Origin of the sequence: Algoriphagus sp. AK58, assembly GCF_014324365.1 — a bacterium.
Lineage (GTDB): Bacteria > Bacteroidota > Bacteroidia > Cytophagales > Cyclobacteriaceae > Algoriphagus.
The window spans coordinates 41,953-56,950 of sequence record NZ_QEIG01000025.1; the positions used below are offsets into that span (position 1 = coordinate 41,953).

Consider the following 14,998-nt stretch of genomic DNA (forward strand, 5'->3'; position numbering starts at 1 on the left):
CCAAAATCCAGCCTATGAAAACCCATTTTCATCCTTATGTATCAGCTTCCGGAAGGAGGGATTTTCTCAAAAAATCAGCCTTGGCTACCGCAGCTTTGGCTTGGCCGTTTTCGGCGTTGCCTGAGAGTTTGAAGGGGGTGCCCATGGGCGTAGTGGTGCATTCGTATGGGATGCGCTGGGGATCAAAAGTGGAAAGTGCCACTTATCCGGGTTTTACCAATGCCATAGACTTGATGCGCCATTGTCACTCCATTGGGGCTGGGGGAATTCAGACCACCGTTGGCGGCTGGGTGGAGGATTTTGCGAAGCAAGTTAGGGATGAACGGGAAAAGCTTGGGATGTATCTGGAGGGAAGCATCGGTTTGCCAAAAGACACATCGGACTTGGTTCGCTTCGAAAAAGAAGTTCGCTTGGCCAAGGAAGCCGGTGCGACGGTTCTCCGAACCGTTTGCCTTAGTGGAAGGCGGTATGAAAACTTCAAAACCGAGGCGGAATGGATCACTTTCAAAGAAAATTCCATCAAATCCATCCAACTTGCAGAACCCATCGTCCGAAAGTACCAGGTTCGGATTGCCATCGAAAATCACAAGGACTGGAAAGCAACCGAACTGGCTCAACTTATCCAAAACCTAAGCAGTAAGTGGGTGGGGGTAACCTTGGATTTTGGGAATAATGTATCCTTGCTCGAAGAACCCATGGAAGTGATCCGGACTTTGGCGCCTTTTGCCTTTTCCACTCACGTGAAAGACATGGGGGTAAAAGCTTATGAAAAGGGCTTTTTGCTCTCCGAAGTGGAGTTGGGAAAAGGAATTGTTGATCTGAAAGAAGCGGTGTCTTTATGCCAAAAATACAATCCTCAAGTCACCTTCAGCTTGGAAATGATTACTCGCGACCCTTTGGAGATTCCCTGTTTGGAGGATAGTTATTGGGTGACTTTTGAGGATGAAAAAGCAAAGGACTTCGCGAAAATTCTCCGATTGGTCCGTGATCGGTCTTTCTCAGGAGAGTTGCCTTCTGTCAAAAATCTTAATCCCGAACAGCGCCTCGCTTTCGAAGAAGAAAACGTAGTAAAGTGTCTTGACTATTCCAAATCCCAGCTTTCTCTTTAAGTTCAAAGAATAAATACTTCAGTAAAGAACCTGTAAATCTCTAAATTCCCATCTCATCGGACACCGGACATCCGACATCGGACCAGGAAATTCTTCCGACTTCGGTCTCCCTAACTCTTTACCAAATATGTCACAACTCGACTTCTCCCAACTCCCCGGTCTTTCCATTTTTTCACTCAAAGGCAAATCCGCCATCATCACCGGAGGCACCAAGGGCCTCGGTTTGGCGATGGCTGCAGGGCTTGCTTCTGCAGGTGCGAATGTGCTGTTGGTTTCCCGAAAAGCCTCCGATGGAGATCAGGCTGCAGCCGAAATAGCTGAGAATTATGGAGTGAAGGCGATGACTTTTCCAGCAGACGTAGCCGACCAGGCAGGCATGGAAGCTATGGCGAAGTTTGCTCATGAGGCTTTTGGAAGCATTGATATCCTGATCAATTCCGCCGGAATCAATATCCGGGGAGCGATTGACGAGCTTACCCATGAGGATTTTACCAAGGTGATGGAGGTCAATGTCAATGGTACTTGGTTGGCTTGCCGGGCCGTGACGCCCTATATGAAAGAGCAGAAGAAAGGAGCCATCATCAATTTGGCGAGTACCTTGGGTTTGGTCGGACTGGCCAACCGAACGCCTTACACCGCAAGCAAAGGTGCCGTGGTACAAATGACCAGGGCTTTGGCTTTGGAACTCGCCCCATGGAATATCAATGTGAATGCGATCTGTCCGGGACCGTTTTTGACTGAGATGAACTTGCCAATTGCCGACACCGAAGAGGGGAAAAAGTTTGTCGTTGGCGCCACGGCTTTAGGCCGTTGGGGAGAACTGAAGGAAATTCAGGGAGCTGCTATTTTCTTGGCTTCCGATGCAGCGACCTATATGGTAGGTTCGATGGTGACGGTAGATGGCGGGTGGACGGCGAGGTAGAATCTAGAAACAAGAGGCGAGAAGCAAGATTCAAGAGAGCGTTAGCTGTTTAAACTTTTCCAAAGTTTGAAACTTTGGAAAAGCGCTCAACTAGTAAATGTCAATAAGGAAGAAGATCCAAGCGATTCCAATTGAGGACTTGGGCATGGCTTCTCTTCTGAACTTCATCACCGCCATAGATCAAATAGGAGTCTTCTGGACTTGTTCCAGAGGCATTTTGGAAATAGGTCAGGCTGTTGAAAAAGTTAGAATTAATCGTTCTCCCCGATTTGATTTCAGCAGCGATCAGTTTTCCTCCCACTTCCATTACCAAATCAATTTCATGAGATCCGGCAGCATTCCAGAAATAGTTGTTTGTAGGCAGATCTCGGTTGAGTTGATTTTTCATGACTTCATTCAGAACCAGATTTTCAAATAAGGCGCCTTTGGCGAAGTGCCTGTTTAGTTCCTCCACTGTCCTCAGATTCAGCAAAGCACAGGCAAGCCCGGTGTCGTAGAAATAGAGTTTTGGACTTTTGACGATCCTCTTGTTGAAGTTTTTATGGTAAGGCCTAAGCGTGTAGCAGATAAAACTGGTTTCCAAAATACTGAGCCATTTACTTACGGTCTGGTAAGAAATGCCCAATTGATTTCCGATTTCACTGAAATTGATCAATTGCCCGATGCGTCCGGCACACATCTCAAGAAACTGTCTGAATAACCCCAAATCACCCACGTTCAGCAGTTGCCTTACATCGCGTTCCACATAGGTGCGCAGGTAATCTTGCAGCCATCGGTAGGGATCGAGTTCCAAATCATAAATCCTTGGATAAAAACCCCTTAGCATGTATTGTTCATAGGTCTCCATTTCGAACGAAGAGCCTTTGATTTCCTCCACTGAAAAAGGAAGCAAATTGAAAATAGATACCCTTCCGGCCAAGCTTTGAGAAATGCTTTCCATCAACTGGAAATTTTGAGAACCGGACAAAATGAATTGTCCTGGAATTTTCTCCCGATCCGAAATCACCTGGATATAGGAGAAAAGGTGAGGGACATATTGTACTTCGTCCAAAATCAGATTTCCTTGTTGGGATTGAAGGAAACCTTTGGGGTCAGTCAGGGCAAATTGACGTAGTTCAGGATCTTCCAGGTTGAGATACTTGTGATCGGGAAAAAGTGCCTGAATCAGCGTGGATTTTCCACTTTGCCGAGGCCCGGTGATTGCAATGATCGGCATTTTTGAGGCCGATTCTTTGATTTTTATTCCTAATTTCCTGTTTAACATAGACTTGCAAATTAGAAGTTCAACTTCTAATTTGCAAGTCTAATTTTTTAATTGATTTTATCCCAGAAAAATACTCAGGATGTAAACCAGAAAGATGGCGGTCACTCCGGCGATCAAGGTGCCCATGCTATGCGATTTGTTGCCCTGTTTAGTGCTCATTCCTGAAAGCTGCGTGACCACCCAAAATCCACTGTCGTTGGCATGGGAAATGCCTAAGGCTCCGGCTCCGATAGCCACGCACGTAAATACTTTCATCATTTCAGAATCCAATCCCAAGGGGCCTAGCATGGGTGCCACGATCGAGGCAGTCGTAATCATGGCCACGGTGGTTGATCCTTGGGCTGTTTTTAATCCAAAAGCAATCAGAAAAGGAAGAAAAATCCCCCAATTAGCATCGCTCATAGAGGCGGTGACCAAGTCTCCGACACCGGAGTTTTGCAGCATTTTGCCAAAGACAGCACCTGCGCCTGTGATCAAAATCACCGGTGCTGAAAGCAAAATCGCTTCTCCAATCCAGCCCGAGGAGGAAAGGAGTTTCCGGTCAAATTTCTTCGGAAGGGTAAAAGACAAAATCGCTCCGATCAAAAGTGCAATTACCGGGGTTCCCAAAAACTGAATGGCTTTGATAAACCCTCCTTCCCCAAAAGGTTTGGTGGGATAGTTGGCAATTGAAGCGAGAATGATGAGGATCAAAGGAGCCAAAATCGGTAGCAGCGCTGAGACAAATTTTGGGCGTTCATGCGCTGGAATGGCTTTTTCATCCGCCGCAAGCGTGGGTTTTAAGGGGATTTTGGTAACCGCTTTTTGGACAAAAATCAATAGTGGAATCAAGGTTAAGAGCGAGACCAAGCCTCCATAAAAAATCACTAAACCCAAATCTGCGCCTAAAATACCTGCTGTGGCGATCGGTCCGGGAGTAGGTGGAACCAAGGAATGGCTTGCCATGGCTCCCAAGGAAACTGCGACAATGGTAGCCGCATAGGATAGTGAACTTTTGGAAGCCAAAGACTTGGCAATCGGATTCATCATGATGATCGTGCTATCCCCGAAAACCGGAATGGATAGCACCCAACTGCTGAGCATCAGCGAAAGATTCACCGACTTTTCTCCGACCCACTTCAAAACCTTTTCTGCAATGACTAATGCACCACCGGTCTTTTCGAGAAAAGTCCCCAAAATCACACCGAGCAAAATCAACAGCCCAACACTTCCCATCACGCCGCCAAAACCTTCGGAAATCGATTTGATGATCAGTTCGGTATCCATTCCCATCATCAGTCCATAGATGATGGCTCCCAGAAAAAGAGCCAAGAAGGGGTGAATGTCAAATTTGATAATGGAAACTAAAATCAAGGCGAGGGCTGCCAGGATAATCAAAATTGTGAGCATGATGGATTTTAGGGTTTATTGAGCAACTTTTTGGATAAGAAAAAAGACGAGTTTAAAAATTAAGGAAAAAAGCCCAAAACCAAAGCCCGGTCATTGATTTTAACCGATCGCCTCATTTTGGAAGTTTTTTAAGCTCATTATTTCTATTTTATGTGGAAATCCCAGTCTCATGAAAAACTCAATTCCTTTTTTGGTCCTAGGACTCGTTCTGTTCTTTGGTTCCTGTGGACCTTCTACCAAATCAGAAGCCCGATTTGAGCTATTGCCTTCTCCCTCCGAAATGACAATCTCTGGGCAATCCAAACTTGAGTTGGAGGAGGTAGAGGCGTCTTTTGAGAAAGCCAAAAAAGCCATGCTTGAAAAAGGAAGTTTGGAAGGAATCGAAACCTTAAGTTTCACGCTCCAACCGGATTTGGATCTGAAAAAGGAAGGCTACCTGATGGAGATTTCTGCGGATCAGATTAGCATTCAGGCGCCGGCCGACGCGGGGCTATGGTATGGATTGATGACTTTGGGACAATTGATCCAAGATGCCAAAGATCAGGATGCCGCTCTTCCTTTGGTGAAAATCAAAGATGAACCTGCCTTGGACTATCGGGCAGTTCACCTCGATGTGAAGCATCATTTGGAGAAAAAGGAGTATTACTTCGAACTCATGGACCGCTTTGCTGCGCAAAAAATAAATGCTGTAATCGTGGAGATCGAGGATAAACTCAAATACGAACTTCAGCCAAAGGTGGGCTCCTCCGATGCGTTTACCATTTCGGAATGGAAAGAACTCAGCGATTATGCCATGGCTAGACATATACGCATCAGTCCCTTGGTACAGGGATTGGGTCATGCGTCTTTTATCCTAAAGCATCCCGAATACATCCCGCTTCGAGACGATCCGGAGAGTGATTGGGCTTTTAACCCTTTGAATGAAGAAACCTACAAAGTTCAATTTGACCTCTATGAGGATGCTCTGAAGGCTTTTCCTTATGCCAACTACCTGCATGTGGGAGGGGATGAGGTGCACACGACGGGAAGAAACTCGGGGAAATCTCCCTTGGAACTCCAACTTATCTGGCTCAATCGGGTGAGTGATTATGCTGCGCAAAAAGGCTTGACGCCGATCTTTTGGGACGATATGCCCCTGAAAAATGCAGAGGTCTATCGCTCCATTTATGATTCCAAATTGACCAAGGCACAGGTGGATAGCATTTGGTCAGCCAACGAGCCCAACCTGAATAAGTACATCGATTTGTTCCCAAAAAACTGCGTCTATATGCGCTGGAACTACGATATGCCCGAGTCACCGGGTAATAACCGGGCGATCCAATGGTTTACCGACAATGGACTGAAAGTGATGGGGGCCACCGCCGGTCAGACCCGCTGGAATCTCATGCCGCAGGATCAAAGCAATACGAATAATATCCGGGATTTTGCGCTGATATCGATCCGAAACAAGGCTGACGGCTTGCTTTTAACGCTTTGGGACGATGATTCTCCTCACTTTGAATTGTATCAGCGTGGAATTTCCATTTTTGCGGAATACACCTGGGCTGGGGAAAAACGAAGCGTCGATCAATTGCATCAGGCGTATCGCCAAAGAGCTTTTGGACCTGAGTTTGCTTCGGCCGAACATGAATTTATCAATGACTTGGAAGGTCCTGTGGCTGATTGGAAAAATCTGCTTTTGGAGAATCGAAGAGACCGAAATCGTCTCCGAAAATTAGAAAACCCGATAGATGAGGCTGTGATTCCACTCCCCAAATTGGATTCTGCGGGCAAATGGACAGAAAAATACCAAAGCAAAATCACTCAGGCTCAAGCCAATCTGGCGAGGGTAGACTCCATCCTTCAGCAGATTCAGGAGATCAAAAAGTCAGCCCTGAGAAATACTCATCAGCTGGAAGTGTATGAACAAGTGGCCGAAGTGGTGCAGTTTTCCAATCGGGCGATTATCACTTTGGCCGAACTCGACGAACCAAGCGGTGAAAAGCGGGAAGTGGCCAAATCCAAGCTCCAGCAAATGGAAGCCGAATGGACCTCTATCCAAAACAAGGTCGAAGAAGTCTATGGCAAAACCCGCCAACTCAACAAGCCTTCAGACTACATTTTGGATCAAGATCACCACGTCCATTTGGCCAATCAAGCCTTGAAGTTTTCAGACTGGCAGTTTTATGTGGAAGGCTTGTTTTTGGAGAAGGTGAAATGGGAGGTGAAATGATCCAATATACCTTGCTAGGATTCAAAATTTCACATCTCTCAAATAAGCTTGACAAAGTTGTCTTCAAGCTTTACGTTGAAGTTGATTTCAGCTTTCAAGGCTTTAAATACTTTAAGAATAGTATCAATGGTTGCACTGTTTGCGCTGCTCTCCAATTTTGAAATTTGCGCTTTCTGAACCCCCACGAGTTGACCGAGTTCTTCTTGAGTCAGATTTCTTTCCAGTCTAGCGGCTTTAATCATTCTCCCTAAGACATCCATTCGGAGTTCATATTCATACTCGTCCCGCGCTGCGGTTCCTACTTCGCCGATATACTTGTCTTTCATCTCGGCAAGAGTGAAAGTCTTTATTTTTTTGGATGCCATGGGGCTATCTGATTTATTTGCCTTCAAAGTACTTTGTTTTCAATCTTACTGCCCGGTCAATTTCCAGTCCAGGAACTTTATCCACCTTCTTTATAAAGCCATGAGTGGCTATTACCAAGGTTTCCTTTTTATCAGTTTTATCCCAAAATGCCAAAAGCCTAATTTGAAGTCCTCCGAACTTGGTTCGGAATTCCCAAATGTCATTTTGAAGCTTTTTAAACAGTTTTGGGTCATTTGTATGTTCTGCAAGGTCAATGTTGTAGAAGATTTTTTTGATTGTTTTAGGGTCAAGTTGAGCGATGAACTGTTCTGCTTCCTCTAAAAATTTTGTTTCAAAAAATCTCATACAAACTTGATTGAAGAACTCCTCAAAAATAACATTTGTTTCCAAAAATAGAAACTTTTAGAAATATCTCCAGAAAACTCACTCATTAAAAAACGGCCGCATCTCCTCGTGGATCTCTTCCCGGAGGGTTTTGAGTTTGAGCGCGTATTCTTGCAGCTTCTTTTCCTGATCGGTTTTGGGTAACCAAGGCTTTACTTTTTTGGGGTTGCCATTTTCATCCACAGACACAAAAATGATGATGCAATGGGTCTTTTTCTCAAATTTTTTCTGTTCAAAGCTTCTCGAATAGACTTCTACCATGATATGAATGCTCGAGCTGCCGGTGTAGATCACCTGAGAATCAATCTTGATCACCTCGCCGATTCCGATGGGTTTGTAAAAGCGGATGCCGCCCACATAGACCGTTACACAGTAGCTTTCAGCCCAGTTTCTCGCACAGGTATAGGCAGCCTGATCGATCCACTTCATCACGGTGCCGCCATGGACTTTTCCCCCGAAATTCACATCGCCGGGTTCACTGATAAACTGAAAGGTGGTCTTATGAGAAGGCATATGCTTTGAGTTGAATGGTGAGGATTAATTGGTTTTTGATTCCTTGACTACAATTTCTTTTCCCTCCGTCCCAGCATAGAAAACGACTATTTCAACAGCTTTATCTCCTTCGTTTTTTCCATAGTGAACCACATCCACTACTTCGATGATCGGGTCACCGGCCTTGAGATGAAGGGTATTTCCTTTTTCATCAATGACTGTCAGTTCACCTTTCAGCATGATTCCCGCATTGATTACCGGGTGGTAATGTTTTGGAAGTTCCGAATGGGGAGGAATGGTGACTTTGACGATGGAGATCTTGGGTTTTCCTTCGGGATAGGAGGGGAGAGAGTCCCCGTTCCAGGACAGATGGGATTCGATCAGTGTTTCGCTGAAAGGAGTTTTGGACGGTGTCTTACCGGTAGAGCAAGACCAAACCATTCCGACTAGTAATCCTAAAAATGATAAATAATAGTTTTTAATCATGGGTTTGACAGGCTTCAAGGACGTTTCCGTCCAAATCAAAAAATTGAAAATAGGTAACGAGGGAATCTGTAATCAAATCTGTGACTTGCACTCCTTTACTGATTAACTCATCTCTGGATTGTGCGGCATTATCTGTTCTGAAAATGGGATACGCACAAGTCGAAGGGGAGTTGTGGATGGGCTCATCGGTTTGCCAAAGAGTCAGACTGGGTGGACCTCCGGTGTCCATCACTGTTAACCTGACCTCAGCATCTGAAAAGATAGGTGTAAGGCCTAATTTTTCCTGATACCAAACCGCCGAATTTGAATGATTTTTTACCCTTAGGATCAAGGTGTCGATTCCTTTGAATACCATAGCTGTTTTATCTGATTAAGAATAAAGCGATAATTCCTGCTCCAAAAACCACCCCGTATCCTAAAATTAACTTTTTCCTTAACTCAATACTTCCAGCATAGATGCCAATTCCCATTTTGACCAATGTGTTGGAAATGGTAGCAATCAGGATAGAAATCCCCGCGATCTGCATGATCAATTGATTCCCTGCAAGTTTGGAAACAGAAATGGTAATGGCGTCAATATCTGAAATCCCTGCAATTGCGCTTGAAATGAAAGTACCGCGTTCGCCAAGGTTTTCATTGGCATAACTGACCAAAAGTAAAATGGTAGAATAGATCGCTCCGAATACTAGGGCACTTTTCAAGTCTAAAGGTTTTTTGAGCGGGATAAGCTGATCTTCCATAGGCTCTTTATTCCTTTTGGTAAAAATGTATACTGTAATTCCCAGTCCTGCAATAAAGACAATCAGTATAGGGATCAGCAATTTTTCAAAAAGTGCAAGGTTGAAAATGAATGTCCAAATTAAAACCCGAATGGTCATGATGGAGCTTGCCGCCAGAATTGCAGTGGCACAGGAGGAGGATAGACTTGAATTTTCTTTACTTTTTTGGGCAAAAACCCAAGTAACTGCGGTACTTGAAACCAATCCCCCAACTAATCCACTTAATAATATTCCACGATTAGCTCCCAGAAATTTGGTTAAAATATAACCTACTAATCCAAGTCCAGAAGTGAGTAAAACAACCCAACCGATTTCTTTGAAGTTGAGTACATCATAAGGACCGAACGTCTGATCCGGTAAAAAAGGAAAGATCAGTAAGGCCAGCACTACGAATCGGATAAAATCATATAGTTCCTCAGCCGTAATCTTTCCTACAATGGTTTTGATTCGGAATTTGGAAGAAAGGACCACGACCAAGATCACGGTTATAAACAGCGAAATTTCAATTAGTCCGTTTAGAACCAGGGTGCCAAGAATAAATGCAAACACAGAACTCAACTCGGTCGTAAGGCCTCGATCGCCCTGCGTGGCGGTAAACCAATAAGAGGTGCCCTGGAGTATCACTACCCCAAGAAGAATGACCCCATAGACCCAAGGAGCAAAAACATGATAAAATATCCCACCCGCAAAGCCAAGTAAAACCAAAATGATGAATGTGCGCACTCCGGAGAATCCCTGTGAATTTTCCTTCATGGCACTGTATTGTCTTTCCAGACCAATTACTCCTCCTATTCCAACGGCTACCGCCAGTCTGATGATAAAGTCCAATTGGGACAGGGAAAATGATTCTTGATTTATTACTAAATGTTCCAATTGGTAAATAGTTTATTCAGCTGAAATCAAATATTTGACAGGGAATTTATTCCTCTTCAAGATAATATTGAACTTCCAAGAATACACCGTTTTTGTTGGAGCTTCCGGGATCTTGTTCATTTAAAGCTGTCAGCATTCCTCCTACTCGAATTTTTCTTTCTGGAAGCTCGGTTTTCTCTTTGGGATGCCCTATGATGACCGTTTCATGGGTGTATTCGGAGTGTAATTCATAGATGACAAAGGATTCTGTGATAGGTACTAGCGAAAAACTGGTCTCCGAGCCTACGGCGATAGGAATAAGCACATGACCTTGGTTTTCATCGTTTCCGCTGATTTTTTTGGGAGTACCTACCATGGTGACACTTATTCCGGGTTTTCCCCTTTCGATCATCTGAGCAATGGTGATATGTACCGGACGGTATTTTTCAAACATCTCAAAAAGTTCTCCATCCAGTCGTGCAAGTACTTTTTCTCTGCTACGGTTGTCCATTTTGCAAATCGACATGACTAGGAAAAGGATCAATTGTTGTTTGTTAAGATCAGTCTCAGCGATCAGATCCAATTCTGCAGGTGATACCACTCCATCTTTTGCATGGCTGAACAGGTTATAAAAATGTCCTCCATTATCAAATTTGGTAATGGCTTCCTGAAATGAAGTGAAAGGATGGATTTGTTTCATAGGTTATTTTAGATGGGTTTTCTGTGCCAATTAATCAGGTTAAGGTACTTAGAAACAAGCAGTACTTTGCAAGGATTTGAATGTTTTTCGAGGGAAAAGTCTAATTTCATTTAGAGTAATGATCCTTTTGCAAAAGAAGATATGGAATACAGGAAATTTGGGATTACGGATCTGTCAGTAAGTGAGGTGGGTTTTGGTGCATGGGCCATTGGAGGCTCGGCCAATGTCGGCGGAGTCGAAATCGGTTGGGGACCTTCCGACGACAGGGAATCGGAGAAGGCCTTATTGGCAGCTTTTGATGCTGGCATCACATTTTTTGACACGGCCGATTTCTATGGTCTGGGACATTCTGAGGAATTGATAGGTAGGGTTTTGGGAAAAAATCAGGATGCCCTGATTGCAACCAAGGTCGGTCAGAGCGTTGGAAAAGACGGAACCATTCAGATCGATTATTCCAAAGACTACTTGATACAAGCTTGCGAGAACAGCCTTCGTCGGCTAAAAAGAGAAACCATTGATTTTTATCAATTGCACGTGGCAAGGCTTGCTCATCTGGAGGACGGAGCTTGTATCGAAGCCATGGAACTTCTTAGGCAACAAGGGAAAATCCGATACTGGGGGAGTTCTCTGATTACGTTTACTCCTGACCCCGAAGCCGAATTTTTGATGAGTGCTGGCAAAGGCCATGGATTTCAAGTAGCATTCAACCTGATCAATCAACTGGCTCTTCCAATCATTCAGGAGGCAGGAATGAACGGATACGGAATTATCGCTCGGATGCCCTTGCAGTTTGGATTGCTGAGCGGGAAAATGAATTCTGAAACCAATTTTTCCAAAGACGACCACCGGTCTAATCGACTGACTCCGGATATCATCGGAGCGGTGAATCAGGTTTTGAATCAGCAGGTGATGCCATTGACGGAGAAGTATGAAACCAGTCTTTCTTCCTTGGCTTTGAGTTTTGTTTTGAGCTTCGACAAGGTAAGCACAGTGATTCCCGGAATCCGTACTGCCGAGCAGGTCAAGCAAAACACGACAGGATTGGTCAAGCTGCCAGAAGAAGATCGGCAGTTTCTGCAGGATTTATATGAAAAAAAGTGGGGACCGATTTTGGAAATGATACGGGCCAGGGGATAACCTCTCCTCCCGTCCTTCTTCTCCAGGAAAGGGGAGTTGCTTAAGTAAAAAACTTTTCCAAAGTCAAGAACTTTGGAAAAGTTTTGGTTCGATTACTTCAGATTCGCTTTGAAAAACGCGATGGTTTTTTCCCACGCAGCTTTTGCTGCAGGTTCGTCATAGCGAGGCGTGGTGTTGTTGTGAAATCCGTGGTTTACACCCGGATAGTTGATCATCTCGTACTTCTTGCCGTTGGCTTTGAGGGCTTCTTCATAAGCCGGCCAACCTGCATTTACGCGCTCGTCAAGTTCGGCGTAGATGACCAATAGAGGAGCCTTGATTTTGGGTACATCTTCCACTGCCGGCTGTCCGCCATAGAAAGGCACAGCCGCCTTCAGGTCGGGAATTCTCACAGCCATCATATTGGAGATCCAGCCGCCGAAGCAGAAGCCGACGACTCCTACATTACCGTCACAGTCCGGATGGTTTTTCAGGTATTCGTAGGCTGCGATAAAATCCTCGAGCATCTCGTCCCGATTTCGCTTGGCCTGCATCTCACGTCCATCATCGTCATTACCGGGATAGCCGCCCAGAGGGGTTAGTGCATCAGGAGCGATGGAGATAAAGCCATCCACCGCACATCTTCTGCCTACGTCCTCGATGTAGGGATTGAGGCCTCGGTTTTCATGGACGACTACAATACCTGGAAACTTACCTTTGCCGGCAGGCTTGGAAAGAAGGCCTTTGATCTGTCCTCCGCCTTTTGGAGAGTCATACATCACATAATCTGAACTCTGCATGCGCTCATCTGTCGGCTCGATGGTGCGGGTATTCACATAGTCGGGCATCATGCTGCTCATGAGTGCGGTGACGGTGATGCCTCCCACTGCGTAGGCAGATAGTTTTTCTACAAAAGTCCTTCGGTCTAGCTTGTTGTGGCAATAGTAATCGTAAAGGTCAAAAGCTTCCTGAGGGATGTCCTCTTTTCTGAGTTTTTCCATGGTTTGGTTTTGGTTAGTCTCAGTAAGTTATTCAAAATCAGGGAAGGAAAAGCTGAAGATAGGATTGATTGCTGAAATTTCTTTTGAATGGATATTTCGGCTAATAAATAAGCAAATGGGATGGAAGGTTGATACTTTGGCCTATGGCCAATTTTAAAAAAAGCTAGCCGAAACTGCGGCTAGCTTTTAATTGCATATAAGTTTTATAAATCAGGTAATTAGTTTTTAATAATCAATACCCCCTGCATTTGATGCTTATCACCGTATTCATCTTCAAAACTTACAACGAAGAAGTACGATCCAGGGGCGAAATAAGGCAAGTAGACCTGATTGGAAATCTGAGATTTCTTATAAATCTGGAAGCCTTTTTGATTAAAGACAGTCAGCTCCTCAATCTTGTCAGGGGTATGTTGGATGTGCCAAAGTTCACCTTGATTGAGCAAAACAGATACTTTTTTGTTTTTATCATTATCCAAAATCTGAACAAAGCTTCTTGGGTTTCCTTCAAATCTTGCATTTACCGGATTGGAGAAGTTGATTACAAACCGCTCATTATTCTCTATTCGCGTATCACCAATTATCCCTACTGAGATTTGGGCAGAGGAGGCCCCCGCAGGAATTGTCAATACCCCGGAGGTAGCCACATAATCCTGGCCTGCTACTGCCTGATCGTTTGCTGTGTTATAATTCACAGAGACTTCCTGTGTGGCGGCTAAGTCTAAATTCACCTCAAGAACCGCCATGGTAGTGCCACGATCCCCTTCTTTGATCGCGTAAGTACGGGTTCTCAGAATTGGAGTGACCGTATTGCAAACGTCATCATCCATTCCATTGCAATTTTCGTCTATTCCATTGCCACAGATTTCTTTTGCGCCTGGATTAATCGCAGCCAGGAAGTCGTTGCAGTCAGTGTTATCCAAGACATATCCCTCCAACTTGGTACAAGATTGAATAGGTTCGGAAGGATTTCCATAGCCATCTCCATCTAAATCTTGGTAATAGGTGAATAGTGGCTGGATGACCATAGTCACCGTATTCGAAGTTGCCTGATTAGGACTTGCGCAGGCTGCAGAAGAAGTCATGACCAAGCTCACCTGATCACCATGGGCTAGAGCAGCATTGGAGTAGGTCGGAGCGTTTGTTCCTACGTTGTTTCCGTTCAACTTCCACTGATAGACTGGCATATCGCCTCCGTTTACCGGAGTGGCGGTAAAGGTGACGCTGGTTCCGGCACAGATTTCATTGCCTGGATTGGCTACGATGCTGACCGAGGGAACAACCGTTTCTGTCACACTCATGGTCACCGTATTGGAAGTAGCCGGATTAGGACTAGCGCAAGCTGCAGAAGAAGTCATCACTATAGATACCTGATCTCCATTGGTAAGTGCCGCATTAGTATAGGTTGGAGCGTTTGTTCCCACATTGTTGCCGTTGAGCTTCCATTGGTAGACTGGCATATCGCCTCCGTTGACCGGAGTGGCGGTAAAGATGACGCTGGTTCCGGCACAGATTTCATTTCCAGGATTGGCTACAATGCTGACCGAAGGAACAACCGTTTCTTTCACACTCATGGTCACCGTATTGGAAGTGGCCGGATTAGGACTAGCGCAAGCTGCAGAAGAAGTCATCACTACAGATACCTGATCTCCATTGGTAAGTGCCGCATTGGTGTAGGTAGGGCTGTTGGTTCCCACATTGTTTCCGTTCAGCTTCCACTGGTAGACCGGCGCATTTCCTCCGTTGACCGGAGTGGCGGTAAAGGTGACGCTGGTTCCGGCACAGATTTCATTGCCCGGATTGGCTACGATGCTGACCGAAGGAATTACCGTTTCTGTCACACTCATGGTCACCGTATTGGAAGTGGCCGGATTGGGACTAGTGCAAGCTGCAGAAGAAGTCATCACCACAGATACTTGATCTCCATTG

At 45.0% G+C, this 14,998-nt stretch carries 15 protein-coding genes; 4 read left to right on the plus strand and 11 right to left on the minus strand.

The window, feature by feature from the left end; all coding sequences use genetic code 11:
* Nucleotides 1–14: 14 nt before the first annotated feature.
* Both DDT91_RS19170 and DDT91_RS19175 read left to right on the plus strand, forming a co-directional pair.
* A complete protein-coding gene (locus DDT91_RS19170; protein WP_187177813.1) occupies nt 15–1,109 on the plus strand; it encodes a sugar phosphate isomerase/epimerase in 1,095 nt (364 codons plus the stop codon).
* A gap of 127 nt (nt 1,110–1,236) precedes the next feature.
* Complete coding sequence (locus DDT91_RS19175) at nt 1,237–2,031, plus strand: SDR family NAD(P)-dependent oxidoreductase (protein WP_187177814.1); 795 nt, start codon at nt 1,237–1,239, stop codon at nt 2,029–2,031.
* 100 nt (nt 2,032–2,131) lie between these two features.
* Here the strand turns inward: DDT91_RS19175 and DDT91_RS19180 are convergent, their stop codons facing one another.
* Complete coding sequence (locus tag DDT91_RS19180) at nt 2,132–3,295, minus strand: ATP-binding protein (RefSeq protein ID WP_187177815.1); 1,164 nt, start codon at nt 3,293–3,295, stop codon at nt 2,132–2,134.
* Nucleotides 3,296–3,352: 57 nt separating this feature from the next.
* Entirely contained in the window at nt 3,353–4,684 is a 1,332-nt protein-coding gene (locus DDT91_RS19185; protein WP_187177816.1) for a GntP family permease, read from the minus strand.
* A gap of 169 nt (nt 4,685–4,853) precedes the next feature.
* On the opposite strand from DDT91_RS19185, the gene DDT91_RS19190 reads away from it, so the two are divergent.
* On the plus strand, nt 4,854–6,896 hold the full coding sequence (locus DDT91_RS19190; protein ID WP_187177817.1) for a family 20 glycosylhydrolase: 2,043 nt from the start codon (nt 4,854–4,856) through the stop codon (nt 6,894–6,896).
* A 38-nt stretch (nt 6,897–6,934) separates the two neighbouring features.
* Here DDT91_RS19190 and DDT91_RS19195 read toward each other — a convergent pair whose 3' ends face one another.
* The 7 genes from DDT91_RS19195 to DDT91_RS19225 form a co-directional block, all read right to left on the minus strand.
* On the minus strand, nt 6,935–7,261 hold the full coding sequence (locus DDT91_RS19195) for a helix-turn-helix domain-containing protein (protein WP_187177818.1): 327 nt from the start codon (nt 7,259–7,261) through the stop codon (nt 6,935–6,937).
* 13 nt (nt 7,262–7,274) lie between these two features.
* Nucleotides 7,275–7,607: a type II toxin-antitoxin system RelE/ParE family toxin gene (locus DDT91_RS19200; protein ID WP_187177819.1), complete on the minus strand. Its 333-nt coding sequence runs from the start codon at nt 7,605–7,607 to the stop codon at nt 7,275–7,277.
* Nucleotides 7,608–7,685: 78 nt separating this feature from the next.
* Nucleotides 7,686–8,159 carry an acyl-CoA thioesterase gene (locus DDT91_RS19205; protein WP_187177820.1) on the minus strand — a complete coding sequence of 158 codons (474 nt, stop codon included), beginning with the start codon at nt 8,157–8,159 and terminating at the stop codon, nt 7,686–7,688.
* A 24-nt stretch (nt 8,160–8,183) separates the two neighbouring features.
* Entirely contained in the window at nt 8,184–8,624 is a 441-nt protein-coding gene (locus DDT91_RS19210) for a cupin domain-containing protein (protein WP_187177821.1), read from the minus strand.
* A complete protein-coding gene (locus tag DDT91_RS19215; protein WP_187177822.1) occupies nt 8,617–8,979 on the minus strand; it encodes a VOC family protein in 363 nt (120 codons plus the stop codon). The genes DDT91_RS19210 and DDT91_RS19215 overlap by 8 nt, the downstream gene beginning before the upstream one ends.
* Before the next feature lie 7 nt (nt 8,980–8,986).
* Nucleotides 8,987–10,276, minus strand: coding sequence for an MgtC/SapB family protein (locus DDT91_RS19220; protein WP_187177823.1), 1,290 nt, complete (start codon nt 10,274–10,276; stop codon nt 8,987–8,989).
* Nucleotides 10,277–10,322: 46 nt separating this feature from the next.
* Nucleotides 10,323–10,955 carry a hypothetical protein gene (locus DDT91_RS19225; RefSeq protein WP_187177824.1) on the minus strand — a complete coding sequence of 211 codons (633 nt, stop codon included), beginning with the start codon at nt 10,953–10,955 and terminating at the stop codon, nt 10,323–10,325.
* A 141-nt stretch (nt 10,956–11,096) separates the two neighbouring features.
* On the opposite strand from DDT91_RS19225, the gene DDT91_RS19230 reads away from it, so the two are divergent.
* Nucleotides 11,097–12,092: an aldo/keto reductase gene (locus DDT91_RS19230; protein WP_187177825.1), complete on the plus strand. Its 996-nt coding sequence runs from the start codon at nt 11,097–11,099 to the stop codon at nt 12,090–12,092.
* Nucleotides 12,093–12,184: 92 nt separating this feature from the next.
* Here the strand turns inward: DDT91_RS19230 and DDT91_RS19235 are convergent, their stop codons facing one another.
* Nucleotides 12,185–13,072, minus strand: a complete 888-nt coding sequence (locus tag DDT91_RS19235; RefSeq protein WP_187177826.1) for a dienelactone hydrolase family protein — start codon at nt 13,070–13,072, stop codon at nt 12,185–12,187.
* Between the two features lie 218 nt (nt 13,073–13,290).
* Nucleotides 13,291–14,998, minus strand: a 1,708-nt coding sequence (locus DDT91_RS19240) for a Calx-beta domain-containing protein (RefSeq protein ID WP_255502194.1), incomplete at its 5' end; no start/stop codon positions are given.